The 26,145-nt window shown below is 53.7% G+C and carries 17 protein-coding genes; 12 read left to right on the top strand and 5 right to left on the bottom strand.

Translation table 11 applies throughout. The features are described from left to right. From KW808_RS13845 to KW808_RS13820, 6 genes are all read left to right on the top strand, one after another. On the top strand, window positions 1-468 hold the full coding sequence (locus KW808_RS13845; RefSeq protein WP_003853810.1) for a DUF3180 domain-containing protein: 468 nt from the start codon (window positions 1-3) through the stop codon (window positions 466-468). Window positions 469-478: 10 nt separating this feature from the next. Then, window positions 479-1,228, top strand: a complete 750-nt coding sequence (locus KW808_RS13840) for a DUF6779 domain-containing protein (RefSeq protein WP_040072989.1) — start codon at window positions 479-481, stop codon at window positions 1,226-1,228. Further along, window positions 1,228-1,923, top strand: a complete 696-nt coding sequence (locus KW808_RS13835; RefSeq protein WP_003862957.1) for a 6PGD fold domain-containing protein — start codon at window positions 1,228-1,230, stop codon at window positions 1,921-1,923. The genes KW808_RS13840 and KW808_RS13835 overlap by 1 nt, the downstream gene beginning before the upstream one ends. Beyond that, complete coding sequence (locus KW808_RS13830; RefSeq protein ID WP_003862958.1) at window positions 1,920-2,720, top strand: pantoate--beta-alanine ligase; 801 nt, start codon at window positions 1,920-1,922, stop codon at window positions 2,718-2,720. The genes KW808_RS13835 and KW808_RS13830 overlap by 4 nt, the downstream gene beginning before the upstream one ends. Before the next feature lie 46 nt (window positions 2,721-2,766). Beyond that, complete coding sequence (lysS, locus tag KW808_RS13825) at window positions 2,767-4,347, top strand: lysine--tRNA ligase (protein WP_003862959.1); 1,581 nt, start codon at window positions 2,767-2,769, stop codon at window positions 4,345-4,347. Window positions 4,348-4,795: 448 nt separating this feature from the next. Next, a complete protein-coding gene (locus tag KW808_RS13820) occupies window positions 4,796-6,241 on the top strand; it encodes an MDR family MFS transporter (protein ID WP_040072988.1) in 1,446 nt (481 codons plus the stop codon). An 89-nt stretch (window positions 6,242-6,330) separates the two neighbouring features. Here the strand turns inward: KW808_RS13820 and KW808_RS13815 are convergent, their stop codons facing one another. The 5 genes from KW808_RS13815 to KW808_RS13795 all read right to left on the bottom strand — a co-directional run bounded on the left by KW808_RS13815 (window position 6,331) and on the right by KW808_RS13795 (window position 14,917). Further along, window positions 6,331-8,049: a hypothetical protein gene (locus KW808_RS13815; protein WP_003862962.1), complete on the bottom strand. Its 1,719-nt coding sequence runs from the start codon at window positions 8,047-8,049 to the stop codon at window positions 6,331-6,333. Between the two features lie 198 nt (window positions 8,050-8,247). Further along, window positions 8,248-10,131, bottom strand: coding sequence for a phenol hydroxylase (locus tag KW808_RS13810; protein ID WP_003862963.1), 1,884 nt, complete (start codon window positions 10,129-10,131; stop codon window positions 8,248-8,250). Window positions 10,132-10,283: 152 nt separating this feature from the next. Then, window positions 10,284-11,297 (bottom strand): helix-turn-helix domain-containing protein, encoded by a 1,014-nt coding sequence (locus tag KW808_RS13805; RefSeq protein WP_034983194.1) that lies wholly within the window; start codon window positions 11,295-11,297, stop codon window positions 10,284-10,286. A gap of 125 nt (window positions 11,298-11,422) precedes the next feature. Beyond that, window positions 11,423-13,390 (bottom strand): hypothetical protein, encoded by a 1,968-nt coding sequence (locus KW808_RS13800; RefSeq protein WP_034983294.1) that lies wholly within the window; start codon window positions 13,388-13,390, stop codon window positions 11,423-11,425. A gap of 93 nt (window positions 13,391-13,483) precedes the next feature. Further along, the gene (locus KW808_RS13795; protein ID WP_003862967.1) at window positions 13,484-14,917 is read right to left on the bottom strand and encodes a GuaB1 family IMP dehydrogenase-related protein; all 1,434 of its coding nucleotides are present in this window, start codon (window positions 14,915-14,917) and stop codon (window positions 13,484-13,486) included. A gap of 288 nt (window positions 14,918-15,205) precedes the next feature. Here KW808_RS13795 and KW808_RS13790 point away from each other — a divergent pair, with 288 nt between their 5' ends. The 6 genes from KW808_RS13790 (at window position 15,206) to KW808_RS13765 (ending at window position 26,008) form a co-directional block, all read left to right on the top strand. Continuing rightward, window positions 15,206-17,983, top strand: coding sequence for an ATP-dependent Clp protease ATP-binding subunit (locus KW808_RS13790; RefSeq protein WP_003862969.1), 2,778 nt, complete (start codon window positions 15,206-15,208; stop codon window positions 17,981-17,983). 107 nt (window positions 17,984-18,090) lie between these two features. Then, the gene (locus KW808_RS13785; RefSeq protein ID WP_003862971.1) at window positions 18,091-19,476 is read left to right on the top strand and encodes an AAA family ATPase; all 1,386 of its coding nucleotides are present in this window, start codon (window positions 18,091-18,093) and stop codon (window positions 19,474-19,476) included. Then, entirely contained in the window at window positions 19,473-20,048 is a 576-nt protein-coding gene (locus tag KW808_RS13780; protein WP_003862972.1) for a hypothetical protein, read from the top strand. Before KW808_RS13785 ends, KW808_RS13780 begins: the two co-directional genes overlap by 4 nt. 82 nt (window positions 20,049-20,130) lie before the next feature. Next, a complete protein-coding gene (locus KW808_RS13775) occupies window positions 20,131-21,234 on the top strand; it encodes an ATP-binding protein (RefSeq protein WP_034983192.1) in 1,104 nt (367 codons plus the stop codon). Continuing rightward, window positions 21,234-24,524 carry a DUF5682 family protein gene (locus tag KW808_RS13770; RefSeq protein WP_003862977.1) on the top strand — a complete coding sequence of 1,097 codons (3,291 nt, stop codon included), beginning with the start codon at window positions 21,234-21,236 and terminating at the stop codon, window positions 24,522-24,524. The genes KW808_RS13775 and KW808_RS13770 overlap by 1 nt, the downstream gene beginning before the upstream one ends. After that, the gene (locus KW808_RS13765; protein WP_003862979.1) at window positions 24,521-26,008 is read left to right on the top strand and encodes an SWIM zinc finger family protein; all 1,488 of its coding nucleotides are present in this window, start codon (window positions 24,521-24,523) and stop codon (window positions 26,006-26,008) included. Before KW808_RS13770 ends, KW808_RS13765 begins: the two co-directional genes overlap by 4 nt. Window positions 26,009-26,145: the final 137 nt, after the last annotated feature.

Here is a 26,145-nt window from a genome sequence, read left to right as displayed (position 1 = left end):
ATGCAGAAAACGTCAGCAGGTTGGTTGATCGCAACGGGAGGTTTCCTCGCCGCTGTGTCCGCCATTTTGACGTGGCGTTTTTATGGATCCATGACCTCTATTTCCATCACGGTATCCATCACCTTTTGGTTGTTGGCTGTGGTGTGTGGATTTGCCGGTGTGAAAGTCCAAGGTCGCCTCGATGAGGGCTTGATCGGCCAGGACAAATCCCAAATGAACCCCGTGACCATTGCTTATCTGGCCATGTTGGGTCGTGCTTGTGCGTGGGGTGGCGCAATTTTCGGTGGCGTTTATGTGGGAATTGGCAGTTACGTGATCCCACGCGCCGGTGAGTTGTCCGCAGCATCGAATGATCTTCCGGGAGTTATTGCCTGTGCGCTGGGCGGAATCGCGCTCTCAGCTGCCGGACTTTATTTAGAGCGAAGCTGTGAGGCTCCGCCTCCCCAATCTGGCGAAGCGATCAGCTAGATTGGAATTCATGAATCAAGACCTGTCACACGAGGATTCCGGCGACGGCAATTCTGTCGACCGTGGACAGATTCTGCTAGCAGTACTCATTGGACTTGCCCTGATTGCCAGCGTCATCATGCTGCTGGCCAACAGTGACGGCGCCATGAAAATAGCACTTCTTGCAGCGCTGTGGGCGGCAATCATCGGATTCTTCCTTGTTTATCGATCCCGCAAACAAGTCGAAGCTGCTGCGCGGGAGAAGGAAACCCTCGAATACGCACACCAGTCTGAACTCAACCGACTAGAAGCTGAACTCCTCCAAGAAAAAATGGAGATTTCTGAATCCCGTCGTGCACGCGATCAAGAAACCCTCGAGGAAATCAAACTTCAGCTGGAGGAAATGCGCACTCAGTTGTCAGAGCTTTCTGGCCGTGAATGGGGCTATGAGCCAACCATGCTGCGTGCCGAAGCCCGACGAATCCTTGAGTTGGAATCCCAGCAGCTTTCCCAGCAGTTCCAGGCACCGCAGCCAGAAGTCCCGGAGCCTGTTGCAGTTCCAGAGCCAACGCCGGAACCTGCACCGGTGCCGGAACCAGTACCAGAACCTGAGCCAGTTGAAGTTGCTGTCGAAGCTGAGGAAGAACCAGCACCAGGTCGTAGAAGGCGTAGGCACGCAGCTCCCGAAGAAACTGGCGGACGCCGACGCAAAGATGAACGCCAAGGCGGTTTGAGCGTGGCTGATCTTCTGGCAGCAGCAAGGAAAAAGGAAAACAACTAATGCAGGCTCCTCGCCTTCGCGTTGGAATTTTTGATGATGGATCATCCACCGTCAACATGGCGGAGAAATTAGATTCTGTAGGGCACTACGTGACTGTGCTTCACGCGCCCGAAGATATTCGTGACTTTGAGCTTGTCGTGATTGATGCCCTCGGGGTGGAGGGGTACGTCGAAAAGCTTTCTGCTTATGCGCGCCGGGGCCAGATGTTCCTGCATACCTCGCTCACGCATGGCATCACGGTGATGGATCCGCTGGAGACGTCCGGCGGCATCGTGATGTCTGCGCACCCGATTGGTCAGGACCGGTGGGTGGCGTCCGCGTTGGATGAGTTGGGGGAGACCATCGTGGGGCTTTTGGTGGGGGAGCTCGGCGGTTCGGTCATTGATATCGCTGATGACAAGCGCGCACAGTTGGCTGCGGCGTTGACCTATGCCGGATTTTTAAGCACCTTGCAGCGCGATGCGTCGAATTTCTTGGATGAATTTCTTGGCGATCCCGATGTGACCTCTGACATCATTATGGATTCCGCACAGCAATTCCAGGCACTGCCTTCGTTGGATGAGGTCATTGCCCAGTACGATTCGATTAACAACCCCGGCAGGCAACGCCTTTTCCGGGATTTGGCGCGCAGGCAGGCAGAGATTTCCCGCGCGCAAGATATCGAGCTGTGGGCAATTCAGAAGGAGGACCGTTGAGTTTCACGCATGGTCAGGGCAGAGTTTTTGACACCGTCGAGCAGATCCGCATGTTCGGCGGCGCCCTGCGCAAAACCGGCAAACCAGTGGTGCTCGTACCCTTGGGAAATGGCCTCCACGCAGGCCATATTGCGCTCATCCGCGCAGCAAAACGCATCCCCGGTGCGGTGGTCGTCGTTACCTATGCCGGCCCGGAATCCGATCACGCACGTTTAAGGGAAGAGCTTATCGACGCGATCTTCCCGTTCAATCCCGAAACGCTATGGCCTCACGGCATCCGGGTGGAAGTGACAGGTGGCCCAACACTTACCCCACAAGGTGCGGAAGTAACCAAGGTGCTGGGGCTGTTGGGAATCACCGGAGCAACCGATGTAGTGCTTGGTGAAAAGGATTATGAGCTGGTGGTTCTAGTCCAGCGCGCCCTTAATGATCTGCATATTCCAGTAAAACTGCATTCCGTTCCAACCGTGCGCATGCCAGACGGCCTTGCTATTTCCCTGCGTAACGTTTCAGTGCCCGAAGACTCCCGTGAAACTGCATTGAGCCTGGCAGCAGCCCTCACCGCCGGTGCACACTCCGCAGAACACGGCGAAGCAGTAGTTAAAGAAACCGTCACGCAAGTGCTCAAAGCCGCCGGCGTGACCCCCGATTATGTGGAAATCCGTGGCCTGGATCTTGGACCAGCCCCCGAAATCGGTGACGCCCGACTCTTTGCAGCCATCACGCTTGGCGATGTCCAACTCCACGACAACGTCGGCCTACCCCTTGGAATCGGCTTCAAAAACATCGAAGGCTGATCCCGGTTTACCCAGTTCGCATACCTTTCGACTACCCTAGGAAATCGTGACTAATTCCAATCCCACTTCCAAGAACAATTCCGCCGATTTGCCTGAGCAGCTGCGAATTCGTCGCGAAAAGCGCGAGCGCATTCTGGACAGTGGATTGGACGCCTACCCAGTCGAGGTTGATCGCACCATCTCAATCTCTGACCTGCGCTCCCAATTTGTTGTCATTACAGAAGACCTCCAAGAGCGCGAAGAAGGCGTAACCTACCTCGAAGTAGGCGAAGAAACCGACGTTGAGGTCGCAATCGCTGGCCGCGTCATGTTCGTTCGCAACACCGGCAAGCTCTGCTTCGCATCCATCCAAGAAGGAAACGGCACCACCGTCCAAGCAATGCTGTCCCTGGCAGCAGTCGGTGAAGAATCCCTCAAGGCCTGGAAAGCCGATGTGGACATGGGTGACATCGTTTCCGTCCGCGGCAAAGTAATCTCCTCCAAGCGCGGAGAACTTTCCGTGATGGCTGACTCCTGGCACATGGCCTCCAAGTCCCTGCGCCCACTGCCAGTCGCATTCGCGGACCTCAGCGAAGACACCCGCGTCCGCCACCGCTACACCGACCTCATCATGCGCGAACAAGCCCGCACCAACGCGCTCACCCGCATCAAGGTCATGCGTGCACTCCGCCACTACCTCGAAGACCAAGACTTCCTTGAGGTAGAAACCCCCATGCTGCAAACCCTCCACGGTGGCGCAGCAGCACGACCATTCAAAACCCACTCCAACGCCCTCGACATTGACCTCTACCTGCGCATCGCACCAGAGCTTTACCTCAAGCGCTGCGTTGTCGGCGGCATCGAGCGTGTCTTCGAAGTCAACCGCAACTTCCGCAACGAAGGCGTCGACTCCTCCCACTCCCCAGAATTCGCCATGCTCGAAACCTACGAAGCCTGGGGCACCTACGAAACCGGCGCGAAACTGATCAAGGGTCTCGTCCAATCCGTCGCCCAAGAAGTCTTCGGAACCACCCTGGTCACCCTCGCAGACGGCACCGAATACGACCTCGGCGGCGAGTGGAAAGTCATCGAGATGTACCCTTCCCTCAACGAAGCCCTCGCACGCAAATTCCCAGGACAACCAGAAGTAACCATCGACTCCACCGTCGAAGAACTCCGCGAAATCGCCAAGGTAATCGGCCTCTCCGTCCCCGAAAATGGCGGCTGGGGACACGGCAAACTCGTCGAAGAAATCTGGGAACTCCTCTGCGAAGACCAACTCTACGGACCAATCTTTGTCAAAGACTTCCCAGTAGAAACCTCCCCACTCACACGCCAACACCGCACCAAGCCAGGCGTCACCGAAAAGTGGGACCTCTACGTCCGCGGATTTGAACTAGCAACCGGATACTCCGAACTCATCGACCCAGTCATCCAACGCGAACGCTTCGAAGACCAAGCCCGCCTCGCCGCCGACGGAGACGACGAAGCCATGGTCCTCGACGAAGACTTCCTCACCGCAATGGAACAAGGCATGCCACCAACCTCCGGCAACGGCATGGGAATCGACCGCCTCCTCATGGCCCTCACCGGCCTCGGAATCCGCGAAACCGTACTCTTCCCAATGGTGAAACCAGAACAAAAGTAGGTTTTCTGTTTGGGTAGGTTAGCTCCAGGACTTTGTGTCCTGGAGTTTTCCTCTTCCTAGGGTTGATCGGGATGGGTTTTGTAAGGTCGGGTCGGCGTCGGTCCGTAAGTTCGATTTCACGGTTTCGAGACCTTAACAGCGATTTCACGGGTTTCGGTTTCTCGCGTTCAATTTCTTGTACTCAATTTCGCATATTCGATACCACTAGGAAAGACGTCAAAATCCGTTAGACCTCGACCAAAACGGCGAGTGCGAGTTCATCGGAATCCTCAAAAACACTTTGCAGAAGACCCCACCAGAGCACCTCAGGCAAGCCGCCTAAACACTCCAAGAACCACCACTTGCACAATGCACTTGCTTATGGCACTCTTTAGGAGTTTTTTCTCATAGCTCAGTTTCGTAACACTAGAAACTGAGCTTCATGCTGTGAAAGGCTTTTTCTCCATTCATGGATTCCCAAATTAATACTCAGACCTCTCCGGCAGCTGCGAAGTTGCCTAGGGAGGTCGTTGTTGTTCTTTCGATCCTCGTGATTTCTGCGATGATCATGATTCTTAATGAAACTATCCTGTCGGTCGCGTTGCCGTCGATCATGGCGGATTTCCAGGTTCCAGAAACTACTGCGCAGTGGTTGACCACTGGCTTTATGTTGACGATGGCAGTGGTGATTCCTACTACTGGTTATTTGCTTGATCGTTTTTCCACTAAGACGATCTTTGTTACTGCGTTGTTGTTCTTTACTGTTGGTACCTTGACTGCGGCGTTGGCCCCAACGTTTGCTGTGCTGCTTGGTGCTCGTATCATTCAGGCGGTTGGTACTGCGCTGGTGATGCCTTTGCTAATGACAGTCACGTTGACGGTGGTTCCTGCGGAGCGTCGTGGTTCGATGATGGGCATTATTTCCATCGTGATTTCTGTCGCGCCGGCGCTTGGTCCTACTTTGTCTGGTGTCATTCTTAACTCTTTGACCTGGCACTGGTTGTTCTGGATGATGCTCCCGATCGTGGCCGTTGCGCTGGTTATTGGCTTCTTTTTGATCAAAAATATCGGCGAAACCAAGATCACCCCACTGGATGTTCTGTCTGTCATCCTTTCGGTGTTTGCCTTCGGTGGTTTGGTGTACGGATTCAGTTCCTTCGGAGCAATCCTGGAGGGCGAAGGCACCGTAGGTATCCTCGCGATCGTCGTTGGCGCCATCGCACTTCTCATCTTTGCTTTGCGACAGCACCAACTCGGCAAACAAGACAAGGCACTGATGGATCTCCGTGCTTTCAAGGTGAGGAACTTCAGCTTCTCCTTGACCACCATCCTTTTGGCGTTCGGCGCGATGCTCGGAACCGTCATGGTTTTGCCAATCTACCTGCAGACTTCTCTCGGAGTTACTGCTTTGGTGACCGGTTTGGTTGTTATGCCCGGCGGCCTCCTCCAGGGTCTGATCAGCCCATTCATCGGACGTTTCTACGACAAGGTTGGTCCACGTCCGTTGCTGATTCCCGGAGCAATTGCGCTGGCTATCGCGGCATCCTCGATGACTTTCCTCAATGAGAATTCACCTGTGTGGATGGTCGTGGTCATGCACGTTGTGTTCAGCATCGGCATGTGTTTGATGATGACCCCTCTCATGACCACCGCTCTCGGCGCCCTTCCGAAGCACCTCTATGGTCACGGCTCCGCAATTCTGAACACGTTCCAACAGCTCGCAGGCGCAGCCGGAACAGCGATCATGATTGCGGCACTTTCCTTCGGCACTTCCATTGCAGCGTCTTCCGGATCTGCACACGCCGAAGCTGTCGCCGCTGGCACCAAGGTTGCGTTCATCGCAGGCGCAATCATCGCAGTGATCGCTTTGGTTATTTCCCTCTTCGTCACTCGCGTCGAGGAAGAAACTCACTAAACACCAAAAAATGGGGCAGAAGGTCATTGACTTTCTGCCCCATTTTTTGCTTCTCGACGCCTCCCGCCGCCACCTCACCTTAAGCGTGCTCAGCGCTCCAGGTTTTGTTCTCGCCACCCGGTTTGTGGTTCCCACACCAACAGTTTGTCAATGAGGCGGCTTTCTGGATTTTTCAGCGAAATAACAATTCTGTTCTGAGAAGCATATTCCACTTCAAACTGCCTTTTGGGCAAGTTCACAGTTGTTAGTTGCTTTGTTGTTTTAGGATCGTGGAAAGCGTAGATATCTTGTTGTTCGTGGAACATCATGAGTGATCCGATAGGAAATCCCAGCGTTGGAGAATCCCCTGGTGGAAGATCGGAAAGTGGCCAATAACCTGCATCGGGATTTCCGTGGACCTCTACACTGAGGATTTCAAGATCCTGATTAAACGTGATCTGGTGAAGATCGGAACGCAGATAAATTCGTTCACCGTATTGGTAAATCGTCGAAATCTCGGCGTATCCAAGATCAAGCTCAATTGCTTTGAAGGGTTTGATCCTAAGGATGGTTTGTTTCCAGGTTCCGTTGTCAGCGCTTACGACATGGAAGTTCTTCCCGAATCTTTTGTGTAGTTTCCAGCCTGCGGGGATCGCTGGGACAGGGTCGGTTGCCTCTTTAAGGTCTGGAAGTTCCCAAAGTTTTTTCGCTGCGCGGGCTCTATTGCCGGATTCGAGGGCGATCTCATTGAAGGTGGGTATGGAGATCTCGTGTACTAGCTTGCCTGTGGAGACATTGAAACCGCGGACGAAGGGCAAGCTCTTATCGGACAGCCAGAATGTTTCACCGTCACAGGTACTGGTGCTGCTCCAATCCAAGGATTCTTGATATCTAGGAGGTTTCGCACCGTCGAGGGTCACGTCGATAATTGCGTCCTTACCGTGGCGGTAGACTGCGGTGATGACCGCTGACGTGCGGCGGCTCGTGTCCGCGTAGGAGCTGTGGGTGAAGTAGCCGGTGAGGTTTTCTTCGGTGTGCAGTGGCACTTTGGCGGAAATAACAGCGTTCCAACCATCAGCGTGAAATTTATAGCTGCGCTGGTTTCCATAAATCTCGCCAGGTTCGGTGTACCCGCGACGAGTGGTTTTGAGCTGTTCGAACGGCGGATCGTCGAGGTCGAAAGACAAAAACAGTGAAACTTGATCGCCGGGTTTCCACTCAGGAATAATTCCTTCCATCGCTCCCCACGTGCACAGAACTCGGAGATTACGATTTCCGGAAGGAGCCGGAGGAATCTCAAGTGGAGGAAGTTCCTCCCTGGTTTCCGTATATTTAGGCACTTCTTCCGCTGGGGGTTCTTCTTCATCTACCCACTGGTCCAGGAACTCCACGGATACCGCGCGCACTGATTCATCGCTGTCTTCCGCAGCCAAAACCACGCCGTATTTCGCATCGATGCTTAAAGTCAGATCAGATAACGGCAGAACTAATACGTCACGACCAGCAACTTCACTCTCAGAAATGTTGATACGATCAAGGCCAGCCAGCTCGTTTACCCAAACTTTTGAGTCGATAAAATAGCTGGCCAGACCGATAGTTTGAACTTGCTCATGCTGATGAAGAACCGCAACGCCATTCTGACTCGCGCGCCGACTGGTTCCGTTTCGCTCAATCGTCAAGGTCGAAGCATCAGTCCATGGATGAAATGGCGGATACATCATCCATCCCAATCCATGAACAGGATGCTTTTCAATTCGTTCCACCACAATTTTGGTAGCCACTTTGGACTTAGAAGTCAGCAGGTCAAGGACCGATTGAAGTGAGCGCATACATCAACGCTACTTAAAGATGCTTGTCGACGCTTCCCACCAGCGCACCTTGCAGGTAGCTGCCGATAGCGCAATGGCTGCTCGCAGAGTGAGGGACAGTCTTAAGACTCTTCGAGTCCTTCGAGCTGTACACGGCTAGACAGAAGTGGACATTCTGCTTAATTTGAGCAGAACGTCCACTGTCTTAAGAGCTGTGCCTTAGTTCGCGTTGATTAGCTGATGTGCGCCTTTCATGTTGGGGAAGTATCCGGTGAGGAACTCGCCGAGACCTTCAGTATCAGTGAGCGGGAAGATTCCGGACACGTACTGGTCTGGTCGGACTACCACCACGACACCATCGCGGGAGATCTCGCGGCTGTCGAAGATGTCGGAGTCTGAAGTGATACCGAAGGAGTTCTCCACATTGGTCAGTTCGAAGATGCCTACCTTAGGTTTGAACGCGGATGGAACCTGGCGGATGTCGAGCTCGGTGTAAGGGCTTTGGTAGATAACCTTGGCGTCGACAAGCGTGGGGTCAAGGTTCGCCTTTGCCCATTCTGCCCAGCGGTCTAGCTCAGAACCCTCGCCGTTTAGTGCATCGGATCCTGCGAAGACATATGCACGCATGCGTCCGTCGGCTGTTGCTTGATGACCGAGGTGTGTTTCGGTGAAGTCGCAGACTCGACCAACCATCGCTGACTTGAAGCGTCGGCCAATTGGGTAGCCTTTTGCCAGATCTTGGTTGCTGCCATCCATTGTGATGGAAGAAGGAGGATAGTGGGTCATGTAGCCGGCATTGAACTCAGAGTTCGCGCGGTAGAAATCCTCAAGGTCTTGGGCACTGCCCATTTCGCTGCTTGGCTTTGCCATGAGTGTTGACCAGTTCTTGTCGTACTCGATGAGCTTGTAGGCAATGTCTTCGCGCTCTTCAGCGTAGGTCTGAAGTAGTTCGCGTGGACTGTTTCCGCTGGCCACATGTCCAAGCTTCCAGCCAAGGTTGAATCCGTCCTGCATGGACACGTTCATGCCCTGGCCAGCCTTAGCGCTGTGAGTGTGGCAGGCGTCGCCAGCAATGAAAATGCGTGGGTGTTCGCTCGAGGTTTTTTCTGAAACACGGTCATCGAAATGGTCTGCGACGCGGTGGCCTACCTCGTAGATGGAGTTCCACACAACGTTTTTCACGTCGAGGGTGAATGGAGCCATGATCTGGTTCGCGGTGTCGATGACATCCTGGAGTGGGGTATCACGAACAGCCTTGCTGCCATCATCAGGTACTTCGCCCAGGTCAACGTAGAGACGGAAGAGGAAGCCACCCTCACGTGGGATCAGCAAGATGGTGCGACCCGAATCAGATTTGATGGTGCACTTCTTGCGCACGTCGGGGAACTCGGTGTTCGCGTGAATATCCATCACACCCCAAGCGTGGTTAGCCTGCTTACCTTGGAGTCGGTATCCCAGTGATTTGCGCACTTGGCTTCGTGCACCATCGGCACCGACCAGGTACTTGGTGCGGACGGTGACCAATTCGCCAGTTTGCTCGCCACTGGTGCGGCGGAGGGTGACAATTACCGGATATTCTGCGTCTTTTTCTACTTCAAAGTCCACGAACTCGTATCCATAGTCAGGTTTCATCCTGGTTGGGGAGTTCTTCATGAACCGGTTGAAGTGGTCGATGATGCGGGTCTGGGTGAGCAACGCCATCGGAAATTCACTGATGTGCTGTGGCAGCTCGCGGGTGCTGTTGTCACGAATGATCTCACGAGGGTTTTGCGGGTCCGGCTTCCAGAACGCCATGTCGGTGATTTCATGAGCTTCGGCGAGGATCTCGTGGGCGAAACCAAATGCCTGGAAAGTTTCAATGGTTCGGGAGTGCACGCCATCTGCATTGGCTAGTTCGAGGCGACGGTCGCTTCTCTCTACGAGGCGGGTGGTCACATTGGGGAATCGGGAAAGCTGAGCCGCTGCGATGGTGCCAGCGGGACCTGCACCAACGATGAGAACATCCATGACCTCAGGGAGGTCGTCCGGGCGGTTGATTCCGCTACCTTCCGCGCGCATCTCCATTGGGTCACCGGTTGCGTATCCATCATAATGAAACTGCATGTCTGGTCCTTTCGAGGGGATTTCCAATCTCATTCACGGAGCGTGTTCCGTACAGTAACCAGAAATGTAGTTCAGCTCACACTCTGAATGAAAGTGTGATTCATCTTATTGTCCGTCTCGGGCAAGATGATGTCCGCCTGAGAACAAAAACCTCAATCTTGAAAGGTTTGACGCTGCGATTCCTTCCTCCATTGAAGCGGTGTCATTTCAAACCGCTCACGGAAGGTGCGACTGAAATGACTTGGAGAAGCGAACCCAAAGCGCTTTCCGATCTCACTGACCGAAACCTTGTCTCGCTCCGGTGTCGACAGCGCTTCCTTTGCAAAATCCAGTCGGGTGTTTAGGACGTAGCGTCCGATAGTTTGTCCTGATTCTGAGAAGATTCGACTTAGTTGGCGTTCGCTAATTCCGACGGCTGCGGCGATTCGTGATGCTTGTAAGCCACTATCGGAAATATTGATGTCAATAAATCTCTGGGCTGCAGAAATTAAGCCTTCTTCGCTACTTGTGGCATCGCCAAGCACATTGCGGATAAGCCCCTGGGCCTCGTGCTCGATATCGCTCCACGGTTTTCCTAAAAGGCCGCTGGAATCGATATGTTTCGGCTCGCCACTCTCAATCCTGTGCAGGGATTCTTGAACTAGTCGCGCTAAAGCTTGTTCGTTGGCCGTTCCTGTTGCTCCGAACTCAAAAATAGCGGGAAGCTCAGGACCTTTTGAGCCAACAATTTCAAGGTAGCACTGCTTTGGGATGGTGAGAACTAGCTCGCGGAAGCGATTGTTGAATCCGCGGAGAAATGGTCGGTCGGCGTCGTAAACAATGGCCTGACCTGGGCGAAGCGCTACATGTCCACCACGGTGGAAGAAGACTGCTTCGCCTTCAGTCGCAAAGAAGATCGCAACCACACCCGTGGGGTTTTCTGAGATGAAACTCTCTGAACGCTCGACAAATTGCGAAGTCCCGAATACGCTCGCCATCCGCATTGATGGGAGGTGCAGGTTGGTTTCGGAGGCCTGCATGGGGCGATCGTCAATGGTTCTAATGTCGAGCGGAAGCAATGCGCGAGCATTGTGGCCCTCCCACATTTGGACGCGATTGTCCGGGAGGATTCCGCTCGTACTGAACCGGAGATGCCTTGGCAGCTCGTGGTCTGGTTGAGCAGTCATGGTGCGTACCACAATAGAGTCTCAGATCACATAAGTCACTAATATGTAAGTCGATAAAAGCGGATTACATCCGTGCTGGTGACATGCACATGGGTTAGAACATGTTCTTCATAAGATCCCTCTAGTTAGATTTCTCCAGGGGCTGTTTCAAATCTTGTTGTGATCCATTGTCCGGATTGGAAAATAGAAATTGAGCTGGGCACTGGAAGCGACCTGGTGTGTGAGTTGGTGTTATGAGGGATCATCAGCACGGTGAAATGACTGGGAGAATGCACCTCGATTTGTGGAGAGCAATCTGGCAGAGTTTCTAAGTGCGTAATTTCTGCAGTGGAATCTTGTTCGACGAAAAAGATTTGATTTTCATCAGTGTTAACTGCAACGCCTTCAGAAACAAACCATGACCACGGTGCCGCAGCAGGGTGATGATACTGCAGGGAAGTGATGTGAAAATCAGAATCGATTGTCACACTTATCTGCCAGAGATTAACAAAATACTCATCACCCACGCGCGTGGCGTAATTGATGCTTATCCCGTCTGAAGGGATGGGACATATTTCTATTTCCCTTTTGGCATTCATTCTTCCTAAAGCAATGCGTGATTCATACTCAGAGTAAGCACAAAGTGAATAGAGCCCATCCGTGAGATCTGACATTAGTTCCCATGGCTCGGGTATGTGAAGTGGAGATTTCGAACCAGGTTTTGGGGAGGACGGCGACCAGGGTTGAGGATCGGATAAAGCATGGGCTCCAGGGACTAAACGCCAAGCAATATCATCGTTATGGATAAATTGTTCGGCAAAGGAGAGAGAATCGGCGGACTGAAATGAAACTGGTACGAAGGTTTGTCCTAAATAATGCCCAGTTTCTAAGTCCCAGCAACGTAACACTGGAGAATAATAGTGCAGGACCCAGAGCTTCCCGTCGACAAGGTGGGTGCTTCCACGTTCAAAACGCAGAGGCTGAAGCGGTGGGGAAACTGCACCGTCGACTGTGACATCGAGGACGGTGTCGCGGAGGCGGATATCTTTAGTTTGGAAAGCATCAGTGGTGTTGTCGAGTTCTTGCCATAGACGCTCCGGCTTATTGTAAACACCGATTCCACCGTAAATACGCAGTACTCTCACATCGTTTCTCTCAATATCATTAGCGTAGGAAAACCAGCCTTTCATCTCGATATCCGAATAAGTAGGAGTCGTGATAAAAGAGTCAGCAGACCATCCATCCCCTATAAATCGCACTGGCCATTTCGGACCAGGGATCGGGTCTCCTAAATGTTCAATCCACCCTCGTCGAGTGGTTTCTAGACTGGCTATTGGTGCTGGATCATTCCGGAAATGGAGTGCTAAACGTACTGACTCGCCGACTTTAAATTTTGGGTAAGCACCTTCTAATGTATCTTCACTGATCCAGATTCTCAGATGTCGAGGACTTTCGGGTTGGGCAGGCAAAGCGGAGACGGCATGCGGAACTGTTTCGGGGAGATTTATTTGATCTTCAGGATTCGCCCATTCGATTGAGGAGCCTACCCAAGTGGGATCAGGTAGTTCACTCGGGAAGGAAACGCTACTGACTTCGATCCGTTCTCGGTTGCTTTCTACAGCTAAAATAACACCTGCTTCAGCATCGATTTCAACAAGTTTAAGCTGATTTTCATTGTTGTGGAATCCATGGGTAGCGCTTGGAATAACCCAGGTATCACGTTCCAACACTGAACTTTTAGTAATTGCGCTGGGGTCGGTAGCAGTGATCCTTAAAGCACGAATTATTGAAAGCGGATCAATATAGAATCTAACTCCGCCCAGGATTTTAAGATCTTTGGAATTGACGGAAATAGGAAAATCATCTTCATTAAAAAGCCAGCGCATGGAGCCTACCCCTCGCAGAATGTCTTCATCTCCGCGGGTTAGATGTAAGCTGTTCGAGCTGTAATGAACAGTCAGCCCGTCTGCTTCAATGTATTTCAATAGGTTCTCGCCGAGATGCCAACCTGAATATCCTGAAGATTTCTGTGTGCGAGTGACCGTGAGATCCATGCTCACTGTTGTCTCTGCGCCACGTTGGATCAGGTTCAATAGTTCATCAATGGATTCCATGAGCTTGAGACTAATTTGAAAAGCATGTTGTTGCTCCAAAACGTAGAAAAACGCCGGGAACCCTACGGCTCCCGGCGCAACCACCAACAACATTTAACGTGAAGCGCGTGGCTTTCCTTCTGCATAGCCTTCGGTGGATTGAACTCCGACGGTGGCGCGTTCGAAGAAAGATTCAATCGAATCGGCGCCTGCGTAGGTGAATGAGGAGCGGACACCGGAGATGATTTGATCTACCAGGTCCTCGACTCCGCCGTGGCGTTTGTCAATGTAGATGCGGGCAGTGGAGATGCCTTCTTCGAACATTGCGCGGCGTGCTTTTTCGAAAGCTTCGACCTTTTGGTTTCGGCTTTCCACGGCGCGCCGGGATGCCATACCGAAGGATTCTTTGTACATGCGTCCGTCGGATTCGAAGCGGAGGTCGCCGGGGGATTCGTAGGTTCCGGAGAACCAGGATCCGACCATCACGTTGGAGGCGCCAGCTGCGAGTGCGAGGGCGACGTCGCGGGGGTCGCGGACTCCGCCGTCTGCCCATACGTGTGCGCCGAGTTTGCGGGCTTCGGCTGCGCATTCCAGCACTGCGGAGAACTGTGGTCGGCCAACGCCGGTTTGCATGCGGGTGGTGCACATTGCGCCTGGTCCAACGCCTACCTTGATGATGTTTGCGCCTGCTTCGACGAGGTCGCGGACACCGTCGGCGGTGACCACGTTGCCGGCAACGATGGGGACGTTGACGTCGAGTGCGCGGATGCGTTTGAGGGCGCTGATCATGGTGGATTGGTGGCCGTGTGCTGTGTCGACGACTAGAACGTCGGCGCCGGCGTCGAGAAGCGTTTTGGTGCGTCCTTCGATGTCGCCGTTGATGCCGATGGCGGCGCCGACTCGCAGGCGGCCGTTGGCGTCGATAGCCGGCTTGTACATGGTGGCGCGCAGGGCGCCGGTGCGGGTGAGGATGCCGCGGAGTGAGCCGTCAGCCGCGACGACGGGGGCGAGTTTGCGGCTGTGTTCGTGGAGGATTCCGAAGGCGTCTTCGGGGGAAATATCCTCAGGCAGCGTCAATAGGGAGGTGGACATGAGGGTGCCCACCTGAGTGAAGTTGTCTGCGCCTTCGAGGTCCTTGTCGGTGACGATGCCGACCGGCTGATCGCCCTCCAAAACAATGGCTGCACCGTGCGCACGCTTGTGGATCAAGTTGCGTGCATAACCCACGGTGTGGTGCGGTTTTACGGTAATTGGGGTATCAAAAACCAGGTCCGCTTTCTTCACATTCGCGATAGTCTCTGCAGCAATATCGGCGGGCACATCCTGCGGAAGAATCGCCATGCCACCGCGGCGCGCAATGGTCTCAGCCATGCGTCGGCCAGCAACAGCAGTCATGTTTGCCACAACGAGCGGGATGGTTGTTCCGGTTCCGTCGTTGGTGCGCAGATCCACGGACATGCGGGAGCCCACATCAGAACGTGAAGGAACCATAAACACGTCCGAGTAGGTCAGCTCATAGGGCGGATTGGAATTGTTAAGAAAACGCATGGGTCTCCTAGTTGGTAAATCAGTTATCCCTGAACACGGCAAGGGTACCTCAATTGCTCTTTCCACCGCCTTCCTGCTGCTTTACTACTGCTTTTCGACGCCCCAACCCGGTGTTCGCTACAGGCGTACAGGGCCTTTCGGGCCTCAAAAACTAGCCCTGAACAGGGCTTATATGGTTTGGTGTTTAGCTAATTCCAAGCCGAGCTGAAAAAGTCTGGAAGTTTTGCCCAATAAGGGCGTTAAAGTGAGTGAAAGCGAATTTAGAAATAAAGAATTAAGGGGAGAGACATGTTCGAGAGGTTTACCGATCGTGCACGCCGCGTGATTGTGCTCGCGCAGGAAGAGGCGCGCATGCTCAACCACAATTACATCGGCACGGAGCACATTCTCCTCGGCCTCATTCACGAGGGCGAGGGCGTTGCAGCCAAGGCTTTGGAATCCATGGGAATTTCCCTGGACGCCGTCCGCCAGGAAGTCGAAGAGATTATCGGCCAGGGCTCCCAGCCCACCACCGGCCACATTCCTTTTACTCCACGTGCCAAGAAGGTCCTGGAGCTCAGCCTCCGCGAGGGACTACAGATGGGACACAAGTACATCGGTACTGAGTTCCTGCTTCTCGGTTTGATCCGTGAGGGCGAGGGCGTTGCTGCCCAGGTCCTGGTCAAGCTTGGTGCTGATCTGCCACGCGTGCGTCAGCAAGTTATTCAGCTTCTCTCCGGCTACGAAGGTGGCCAGGGCGGATCCCCAGAGGGCGGTCAGGGCGCCCCTACTGGCGGTGACGCTGTTGGTGCAGGAGCTGCTCCTGGCGGTCGTCCATCTTCGGGCGGCCCAGGCGAGCGTTCTACCTCTTTGGTTCTTGACCAGTTCGGCCGCAACCTCACCCAGGCCGCAAAGGACGGCAAGCTGGACCCAGTTGTTGGTCGTGATAAGGAAATCGAGCGCATCATGCAGGTGCTCTCCCGTCGTACCAAGAACAACCCAGTTCTTATTGGTGAGCCAGGTGTTGGTAAGACCGCAGTTGTTGAAGGTCTTGCACTAGACATTGTTAACGGCAAGGTTCCAGAGACCCTCAAGGACAAGCAGGTTTACTCCCTTGACTTAGGTTCACTGGTTGCAGGTTCCCGTTACCGCGGTGACTTCGAAGAGCGCCTGAAGAAGGTCCTCAAGGAGATTAACCAGCGCGGCGACATCATCCTGTTTATCGATGAGATCCACACCCTCGTGGGTGCAGGTGCAGCAGAAGGCGCAATCGACGCCGCCTCCCTGCTTAAGCCAAAGCTTGCCCGCGGTGAACTGCAGACCATTGGTGCAACCACCTTGGACGAGTACCGTAAGCACATTGAAAAGGACGCAGCTCTTGAGCGTCGTTTCCAGCCAGTGCAGGTTCCAGAGCCTTCGGTTGATCTCACCGTTGAGATCTTGAAGGGTCTGCGCGACCGCTACGAAGCTCACCACCGCGTATCCATCACCGATGGTGCTCTTACCGCAGCAGCTCAGCTTGCTGATCGCTACATTAACGACCGCTTCTTGCCAGATAAGGCCGTTGACCTCATCGATGAGGCTGGCGCCCGCATGCGCATCAAGCGCATGACCGCACCGTCCTCCCTCCGCGAGGTTGATGAGCGCATCGCTGATGTTCGCCGTGAGAAGGAAGCAGCGATCGATGCTCAGGACTTTGAGAAGGCAGCAGGTCTTCGCGATAAGGAGCGCAAGCTCGGCGAAGAGCGTTCAGAGAAGGAAAAGCAGTGGCGCTCCGGCGACCTCGAGGACATTGCTGAGGTTGGCGAAGAGCAGATCGCAGAAGTACTGGCCAACTGGACTGGTATTCCTGTCTTCAAGCTCACCGAAGCTGAGTCTTCCCGCCTGCTCAACATGGAAGAAGAGTTGCACAAGCGCATCATCGGACAGGATGAAGCTGTCAAGGCTGTCTCCCGTGCGATCCGTCGTACCCGTGCAGGTCTGAAGGATCCTAAGCGTCCTTCCGGCTCCTTCATCTTCGCTGGTCCATCCGGTGTTGGTAAGACCGAGCTGTCCAAGGCACTTGCTGGATTCCTCTTCGGTGACGATGATTCCCTCATCCAAATCGACATGGGTGAATTCCACGACCGCTTCACCGCGTCCCGACTCTTCGGTGCCCCTCCGGGATACGTTGGCTACGAAGAAGGTGGCCAGCTGACCGAGAAGGTTCGCCGTAAGCCATTCTCCGTTGTGCTTTTCGACGAGATCGAGAAGGCCCACAAGGAGATCTACAACACCTTGCTGCAGGTGTTGGAAGATGGTCGCCTTACCGATGGTCAGGGTCGCATTGTGGACTTCAAGAACACCGTCCTGATCTTCACCTCCAACCTGGGCACCTCTGACATCTCCAAGGCTGTTGGCCTGGGCTTCTCCGGATCCTCTGAGACTGACAGCGATGCTCAGTACGACCGCATGAAGAACAAGGTCCACGACGAGCTGAAGAAGCACTTCCGCCCTGAGTTCCTGAACCGTATTGATGAGATCGTGGTCTTCCACCAGCTCACCAAGGATCAGATCGTTCAGATGGTCGACCTTCTTATTGGCCGCGTGTCCAACGCACTGGCTGAGAAGGACATGAGCATCGAACTGACTGAGAAGGCTAAGGATCTCCTTGCCAGCCGCGGCTTCGATCCAGTTCTGGGTGCACGACCATTGCGTCGCACCATTCAGCGCGAAATCGAAGACCAGATGTCCGAGAAGATCCTCTTCGGAGAAATCGGTGCTGGCGAGATCGTCACCGTCGACGTCGAAGGCTGGGACGGCGAGTCCAAGGACACCGACCGTGCGAAGTTCACCTTCACACCACGTCCAAAGCCAATGCCAGAAGGTAAGTTCTCTGAGATCTCCGTACAGGCTGCAGAAGCAATCCAAGATGTAGATTCCGCAGCTGACGGCGATGTCCCAGAAACCGATTCACTTTCCGACATTGACCTTGAAACCCTTGAGAAGTTCGAGGAAGATGTAGAAAACGGCACCGACATTGATCAGGTATCCGGTGACTACTACGGCACCGATGATCAGGGAGGCACTGCTCCAAGCAAGGAGTAGTACGCTTCTCGACGTAAAAACCAAGCCCCGTAACTTTGAAAAAGGTTACGGGGTTTGGTCTGTGTCTGATCCAGACTCATCAGAAATTACTGTGATAACCTGCAGATATGCAGATCTCCGCGAGCAAACTTGGCCCACTTGAAAATCCTCAATGGTCCCCAAAAAATCTGAATGTTATCGCAGGTCCCAATGGCTCGGGAAAAACATACTTGGCGCATGCCATCTACCTGTTGCTTAAAGGCCTGTCCAGGAGTATCCGTCTTTCAGAAAAACAGATTTCACCGGTTCTAGAGGATCTTGCACAGCTACTTGTCGATGACCATATAGTCGAGCTGGGCGGACAAGAACTGATCGAATTAGTAAAAGAACTGATTGAACGTAGAGCTAGTGCATCTACACGACAGCTCGAAAGTTTTCTGAACGCTGGAGATGGTGAAGCTCAATTGGGATTGCAACTCACCTTGGATGAAAGCACGGTTGAAGAGTCCTTATTCAAGATGCATCGACGAATTGGCGTTCAGGTGAAAGCTAGATCGGGGGATTTCAACTGCAATTTGGAAGTGGATTCATCTAAGCGCAGCGCTACTTTTACTATTAGTCGTGTTGAAAATAGCACAAACGATGAATCTGAAAATCGTCTTTCAGCGCCAGATACTAGGACAATTTCCCAGAACATCAAGTTCCTTTTAGAAATGGCATTCAGCAGATCTAATCCTGTTCCATATATTCTAAGTGCAGAGCGAACCGGAATCAGTTTATTCCAGCAAGATATTGATTTTGGACGATCTCGCATGGTCGAAGAGTTTCGCATTGAGGGTGAACAAGCCCTAGACGGAGTTGACCGTAGTATCTGGTCGCCTGCAATTGAAGATAATTTCAATACTTTTCGTTCTCTCAATCGTTGGCGAAAGAGCAACAGCTTTCTAGCAGCTCATCATCCGGAAGTATTGGAACTGTTTGACCGAATGGTCTCGGGACGGTTCGTTGAAATTGACGGAGCCTTCAAGTTTGCCCCAGAAGGTGCTGAAGGCCCCATCCCAATGACCTCGACCTCTAGTACTGTTCGTGCGCTTTTTGAGTTGGGTGAGTTTCTCAGGTACCGAGCTCAAAAAGGTCAGTGGTTAATTATCGACGAGCCTGAGTTGAATCTCCATCCACAAAACCAAGTGTTGATGGGCCGTCTACTTGCCGCGCTATCCAATGCAGGGCTCAAAATCTTGGTGACCACGCACAGTGATTACATCGTTAGGGAACTGTCGATTCTTGTGATGCTGAGTCAAAAAGACCAGTCAGCACTGCCCACTGGTTACATTCATGACTTCGTCTTATCCCCTGAAGATGTGAGAGTTGATTACACTGAGTTTGAAGGAGATTTACAACGGTCAAAGCTGCGATCAGTTGAAGTGACAGCTGAAGATGGAATCTCCACTCCCTTTTTCGACGACGCAATCCGGCAACAGAATGATGTCTTCGAAGAGGTCATGTGGGGATGAGCGAGCTATCCAGGTTTGCAGCGAAGTTAAGCGAACTGCTTAAGGATGATTCCCTTTTCTTGGCTGGCGAACGTATTAATGAGGACGGCTTGTTAGTTCTAACTGAAGATGAGGCGGGTAGAGAAAAGAGGACCGTTAAACTCTCGGATGTTCCGGCTGACGCGCAGATCATTAAGGTCGACAATTTTGATCTTCAAGGTCGTTTCATTTGTACTGCCGGAAATTCAGATGTGGGAAAAAGGTGCGATTACGTAATTATTGATGCCCAACATTCTAGGATTCTTCTGATTGAGTTAAAGCTCGGAACAAAAGGTGATGGGGAGAGGAAACAGGTAGTAGCACAGCTCAAGGGCGGACGCGTTGTCATTGATTATCTGGTGGCGCTCATTGCTCACTTCCATAGTGAATCCTTAGATCTAAACCCTGAGGAATTCAGATATGCGTGGATTTCCTACCGCGAAGCGAAAACACAAAAGTCAGAGTCCCGAGCAAATGGTCGTGACATTGATTCGCCAATGAGACTCAAGAACGCCCAGAAAACCGTATACAGCTTCAAACGAATAACTAGATAAAGTCCCGGGAAATTTAGTCACCTGGGTGTAGCGCATTTTGTCGTCGAAAAGCAATGGCGCTTTTTCGGTAGTATTTCGCTTTATGAACTCCCGCGCCCAAGTTTTATTGCCCGAGCAACGTTATCAGGATGAACTCGAGTTTCTTCGTAGCGTGGATGATGGGCCTCGGCCACCAGGCTGGGCAATGACACCGGCGCGAGCCGTGGATTTCATTTGCGGTGCGCAGGGCTTAAGAAATGGCCGGAAGCGGATGGATATTTCCACCAAATTCGTGGGGGATCGGGCACTAGTTGAACGCTGCGTGGTTACCTTGGCTGGATCACGGGCACTGATGCTCGTTGGTGAACCAGGCACGGCAAAGTCCATGTTGTCGGAGCTTTTGGCAGCGGCGATCTGTGGTTCTTCCGCGCTGACGGTGCAGGGAAGTGCTGGTACCACAGAGGATCAATTACGTTATGGCTGGAACTACGGTCTGCTATTGACGCATGGGCCTTCGCGGGAGTCGCTTGTTCCTTCGCCAGTGATGCAGGCAATGGAATCGGGACGTATTGCTCGGGTAGAGGAAATCACCCGTTGTTTGCCGGAGGTTCAAGACGCAATTGTGCCGGTGCTTTCTGAACGTAGAATTTCCGTCCCTGAGTTGGGTGAATACTCCGTTGCGGCAGTGGAGGGGTTTGGGCTGATTGGCACAGCTAACCTGCGGGATAAGGGCGTCAGTGAAATGAGTGCCGCGCTGAAGCGTCGCTTTAACTTTGAGTTGGTTGAACCCATCGCTGATCGTGATGCGGAAGTATCGTTGGTGATGTCTAAGACCGCGACTGCTCTGGCACAAGCTGATGTCATTGCTGATGTCGACGAAGTCGTAGTGCACACTCTTGTGGATATTTTCCGGGACCTGCGCATGGGTCGAACTCGTGAAGGTTGGGCGGTGGAAAAGCCAGGCAGTGTGCTGTCGACTGCAGAAGCAGTGGCTATTTCATCGTCCATTGCGCTTGCCGGCGCGTATTTTCCTGTGGCGTCACCAACAGCACTTATCCCAGAGCATCTGTTGGGTGCGGTTCGTAAAGATGATGATCGTGATGCTGATCGTCTTCGCGCATATTGGGATGGCGTGGTTCATCGTCGTAGTCAGGCTGATCACAATAGTGCCTGGACCGTGCTGTGGGAGCAGCGGAGCCAGCTCTAATGCAGTCCGTGGAAGAGCTCTTAAGTGACCTTATTGCAGGTCCTGATGCTGACACCTTGCTGTTCGGGGTGCGGCATCATTCCCCAGCATGTGCCCGCGCGGTGGTAGCAGCTGCGCAGGAGTGGCAGCCAGAGGCAATTGCGATTGAATTACCCACTGACCTTGATGAACTTGTTCCAATAATTGCCGATCCACGAACCGAAGCTCCGGTTGCAGTGGCCATTGCGGGTGGTCAGGGAACGGGCTTTTATCCTTTTGCGGATTTTTCTCCTGAACTTGCCATTCTAAGGTGGGCGCAGGCTCAGAACATTCCGGTGCACTGCATTGATTTGCCCGCAGGGGCGGAAATATTAGAGGACGAAATCCCCGAAGAGGGGCCGACGATCGATGTGGAGCAGCTGGTCGGACAGGAATCTTGGGATACCCAGGTGGAGGCGCGTGCAGTGGGGCAAACCTGGCAGCAGGTGCGCCGGGCAGCTCTGGGCGTGGGTTTAGGTGTGCGTTTGGCTGAGCACACTCCAGATGCAAAAACGCGCGCCAGGGAAGCGCATATGCGAGCTTGCCTGCAGGATCTCAAAGGAACCCGAACTTTAGTGGTGGTTGGTTCTTATCATTGCGGGGGTTTGTTTGAAGGACCCGCAATCCGGCCGCCGGTAACACCGCCAGCTGCGGTTTCATTGCTGCCCTATACTTTTGCACAATTGGATTCTCGTTCTGGATATGGTTCCGGAATCAGGGATCCCCAGTGGCAGCAAGGTGTTTTTGACGCAACAAATGCCGAGGACATAGCAGAGCACACTGCAAGAATTGTTACTGAAGTAGCCCGCTACATGCGGTTGAAAGACACTCCTGCGGGTACCGGCGAAGTGGCTGAAGCAGTACGCATGGCGGGGGATTTAGCTCGCTTGCGCAGATTGCCAGCAACTGGACGTCGAGAAGCAATTGAAGCCTTAACCAGCGTATTCGCGCAAGGCTCCGTGATTGGCCGAGGTCGCGCGGTGGCTCAGGCGTTGCAGGCCGTCATGATCGGCGATCGCCGTGGCACGTTACCTCCCGGCGCGCCTGTGCCGGCGTTGCTGAGCCAGGTGAAGCAGTTGTTGGCGCAGCTGAGGCTGCCTGCTGGTGAGACTGACCGGAGCGCAATCGTGCGCGTTGAGCCTTTTAAGGGCGGTCGGCAGCTCGAGCGGCATCTTGCGCTGAATCGTTTACAGGCCTTGAACATTCCGTATGTGCGCGAGCGTAGCTTGGGGCAAAATCGTGGGTTGGAAAACCGTAGTTATAGTGCCGAATGTAATTTCAGTACTGGAACTGCGGGCGCGTTGGGCGTGTGCATTGCGGGTGCGACGTTGGAGCAGGCGGTGCAGAATACGATCGCGAATCGTATTGCTTGTTGGGCGGGCGATGCGGATGAGCTGTTGTACCTGCTTGATACGTCGGTGAGCTGCGCATTGCCTGAACAAGTGGCTGCTTGTTTGGATCTTGTTGACTTGGATCTGTCTGCGCGGGCGAGTTTTGCCACTGCAGTGCGCGCAACAGAAACTTTGTTGGGCTTAAGCGGTGGCAGGGAACCGGCAGCTGTGCTGTTGCCCGAGGCGCTGCTTGAACGCTCCACGCAGGTGGCGGAAACGCTGAGCGCTGCGGCAGTTCGCGAACTCCCCGGCATTGCGGGGTCGAATGAATTTTCAGATGCTGCCCTGCTGTCCGGAGTAAATGGGTTGGTGGAAAGCCATCAGGTGCGTGCGACCTCGTTGCTCAAGCACATTGCGGATGCCGGATCGCCACTCATGCGCGGCGCCGCAACGGCTGTGCTTGCCACAATGGGATCTGTGGAGGGCATATCTGAGCTGGTAGGCAGCTGGATTGACCAGCTTGCCGGCTCCGCCGATGCCGCGCGCACGTTGAGCGGTTTCCTCATCGCCAGCCACGGTACATGGAGCGAAAGTGAGCTTTTCGACGGCGCGACCTCGCGGGTGGAACAGCTTTCCGACGCGGGCTTCATCCAGATCCTCCCGCGCCTGCGCGCTGCCTTTGATCCGGTGCCACCCGCAGAGCGGGAAAGATTTTTGGATCATTTGTCCTTAAGAATCGGCACCATTCCCCCGCAAGCTGCGCATCCGGACACCCTTGCTGCGAATGCTACTGCAGATACCGCAGCAGCCGCGCGCCTTCGAGCTCTTGGCTTAATGGACCTTGCTCTCAGTCCTGCTACTCGCTGGCGTTTGGCACTCGGCGCTGAACCGGGTGCACTAAGCGCTGGCGCTGGCAGGTTTGCAGCCGCTCTTGATGAACTTTACGGAAACCCTGGTTTGGACCCATCCGGGGAATCAGACGGGCGGATCGGCGCTGGAAATGAACCCGGAACACTGAGCGCCCGCGAGTGGACTGAAGAGATCACCATGCTTTTCGGCGATGATCACCTTCAAGAAATCATCGGTACAGCCGCCTCTATGGGGCGAGCAGACGTGGTGGAAAACCTCAGCCTAGATGCGGTCCGCCCCAGCGTAGAGCTACTCACCACCATGCTTAATCTACGTGGCGCGCTGCCCGAAGCACGTCTGCGCAAGATCAGGCCACTCATCGAAAAGGTTGTTGCAGAACTATCCGCTTTGCTCGCCCGCGACCTCACCCCAGTGTTGCGAGGTGTGCCCTCAACCGTGCCCACCCGCCGCCGCGGACCAGACATCGATCTCAACGCCACTATTCGACGAAACCTCCGGCACGTCACCATGATTGGCGATACTCCCCGCGTTGTTCCAGTGACCCCATACTTCAAATCACGCGAAGTCCGCACCAGCCCCTGGCATATCATCGTGGTCGTTGATGTTTCCGGTTCCATGGAAGCATCAACTGTTTATGCAGCAATGACAGCAGCAATACTTACCGGAATCAAAACCTATGAAGTCAGCTTCCTCACCTTTGACACCGAAGTAGTGGATCTAAGCGGACATGTTGATGATCCACTGCAACTGCTTTTAGAAATCTCCGTTGGCGGCGGCACTGACATTGCCAAAGCACTGTTTTACGCCGGAAATCTAGTAAAAGTACCATCGCGCACTGCAATTATTGTGGTCTCTGACTTCGACGAATACGGACCAGTATCCAGACTGGTTCAGCGAGTCCGCAACCTCGCAGAATCTGGAGTTCACCTCATCGGCTGCGCAGCACTCGATGACACCGGAGCAGCCGTCTATAACGTTGGCATCGCTCAAGCAATAGCAGCCGCGGGAATGCGCGTGGCCTCATTAAGCCCCATGCAATTGGCACGATGGGTTGCAGAGGTACTTTCATGACATCAACATCGCTTCCTGCTGTCGCCCCCGATATTGCAGCTGATCTGCTTTCCGCTTTGCCTTCCCGGCTAAAACGACGAGCCGAAGCACTCGCCGCCGAAAGTAGTTCCTGGTCCGTTCAGGATGGTGTGGTGGTGATTGGCGAGCACACTGTGACGGTCGCTGAAGACATCACGTGCAGTTGTTTGCTCTCTCCAAAATGCGCTCACGTTGGAGCAGTTGTGTTGGCCGCGCCGGTGGGAGCTGCTGCTGAGGTGCCGGTTGGTGGGGTGCAGGATGTGGCGCAGGATGTGGCGCAGCCGGAAAAGCTTGTTAACGAATCTGCACTGAATACCCGCATTCAACTAGCCTCTCGCTGCACTGATCTGGTTAACGCCTGCCTGAAACATGGGCTCGGCGCACTGAGCGTCCAAGATTACGCAGGAGCTTTGGCCTTGCTTCAAGCAACCCGCGCAGCAGTGCTACCTCGACTCGAACGGGCACTCACCGGCGTAGTTGGTGGATTGAGAAGTACACGTTTAGGCACGCCACCAGGACGCGATGATCTTGGAAACCGACTGAGCGTTCTCGCGTTAGCCGCCTTCGTGTTGGCTAAAGATCCGACGTCTGAAGAAGCCATCGGACAAACACGGCGCAGCTATTCAAATCTTGATGGCAAAGGCACCGGAATCTTTGTGCCTTTGATGGCGGAACCAGTGGTAGCTGCCTCTGGATTTGCTGGAGTGGTAGTCACTTTTGCAGATACCCAAGGCGAATTATTCCAGCTCGCACATACCCCGCCAGGTGAAGCTAAAGACGTTGCAAGTGCCTGGGAAGGCCGCGCAGCTTTAGGAGATCTTCACTGTTCCTATTCACAACTAGCCAAGCACAAATTGTTGCTCTCTGGTGGCCGAACCAGCGCAGACGGCAGGATCGGTCGAGGCAAAGGTGTGCGTGCTGCCCTTGGTGAGGCCGTGGGGATTACCGACCTCCCCGAAGTACCCGGCTTTGAGTACTTTTCCGGAACCGTAATATCCGGTGACCGACGCGGATTTATTCTGCGCACCGACTCTGGTGACATTCCCCTTAGTTTTTTATCGGCAGCCAGGCGCGCCGGGCTTGGTGATGTACTGAGCTGGCTAAAAAACCAACCTGAACTGCAGGTAGTGAGCAGAGACCGACATGTGGTTCGAGTTTTTACCTCCACGGAACAAGTGTTTCCCGGATTAGATCACCCAGATGGAACTGATCTTCCCGATGATTCAGGTCCTCGGGAACTCCGTATGCAAACTCTCGGTGTGTCAGAGTTACTGTCCCTGTGGTGTGGGATTGTTACAGCTGGTGGCGCTGTGGCACTAGGTGGACAATCAAACCGTTTGGCTAATGATGCTGCCAAACTCGATGCGTTGGCGGCACCTGTGGCGGCAGGTCTATTGCGCAGTCTTTTAACCGAACTGGATGCAACAGCGCTGGCTCGAATACAGGGCTATTTGGGTAATTTCTAGGAGGAATTCAAATACAAATCTGGCTGTTCCAGCGCTGGTGATGTGAATAATCGGTATTTGATTTTCGCTGCGGATGTAATTCTCTCAGGCGACAGGGCGCAAGTTCATTTAGACTTAAGAAAATTCTAAGGGTCGCC

Origin of the sequence: [Brevibacterium] flavum (genome assembly GCF_019317305.1) — a bacterium.
GTDB classification, from domain to species: domain Bacteria; phylum Actinomycetota; class Actinomycetes; order Mycobacteriales; family Mycobacteriaceae; genus Corynebacterium; species Corynebacterium glutamicum.
The sequence above is the reverse complement of the archived record's forward strand: the minus strand, read 5'-3'. Positions and strand labels throughout refer to the sequence as shown.

Coding starts and splice junctions, on each gene's coding strand:
- KW808_RS13835 (WP_003862957.1), top strand. CDS start 1,228: ATGCAGGCTCCTCGCCTTCGCGTTGGAATTTTTGATGATGGATCATCC.
- KW808_RS13820 (WP_040072988.1), top strand. CDS start 4,796: ATGGATTCCCAAATTAATACTCAGACCTCTCCGGCAGCTGCGAAGTTG.
- KW808_RS13775 (WP_034983192.1), top strand. CDS start 20,131: ATGAACTCCCGCGCCCAAGTTTTATTGCCCGAGCAACGTTATCAGGAT.
- KW808_RS13805 (WP_034983194.1), bottom strand. CDS start 11,297: ATGACTGCTCAACCAGACCACGAGCTGCCAAGGCATCTCCGGTTCAGT.
- KW808_RS13765 (WP_003862979.1), top strand. CDS start 24,521: ATGACATCAACATCGCTTCCTGCTGTCGCCCCCGATATTGCAGCTGAT.
- KW808_RS13840 (WP_040072989.1), top strand. CDS start 479: ATGAATCAAGACCTGTCACACGAGGATTCCGGCGACGGCAATTCTGTC.
- KW808_RS13785 (WP_003862971.1), top strand. CDS start 18,091: ATGCAGATCTCCGCGAGCAAACTTGGCCCACTTGAAAATCCTCAATGG.
- KW808_RS13795 (WP_003862967.1), bottom strand. CDS start 14,917: ATGCGTTTTCTTAACAATTCCAATCCGCCCTATGAGCTGACCTACTCG.
- KW808_RS13810 (WP_003862963.1), bottom strand. CDS start 10,131: ATGCAGTTTCATTATGATGGATACGCAACCGGTGACCCAATGGAGATG.
- KW808_RS13770 (WP_003862977.1), top strand. CDS start 21,234: ATGCAGTCCGTGGAAGAGCTCTTAAGTGACCTTATTGCAGGTCCTGAT.
- KW808_RS13845 (WP_003853810.1), top strand. CDS start 1: ATGCAGAAAACGTCAGCAGGTTGGTTGATCGCAACGGGAGGTTTCCTC.
- KW808_RS13815 (WP_003862962.1), bottom strand. CDS start 8,049: ATGCGCTCACTTCAATCGGTCCTTGACCTGCTGACTTCTAAGTCCAAA.
- KW808_RS13780 (WP_003862972.1), top strand. CDS start 19,473: ATGAGCGAGCTATCCAGGTTTGCAGCGAAGTTAAGCGAACTGCTTAAG.
- KW808_RS13800 (WP_034983294.1), bottom strand. CDS start 13,390: ATGGAATCCATTGATGAACTATTGAACCTGATCCAACGTGGCGCAGAG.
- KW808_RS13790 (WP_003862969.1), top strand. CDS start 15,206: ATGTTCGAGAGGTTTACCGATCGTGCACGCCGCGTGATTGTGCTCGCG.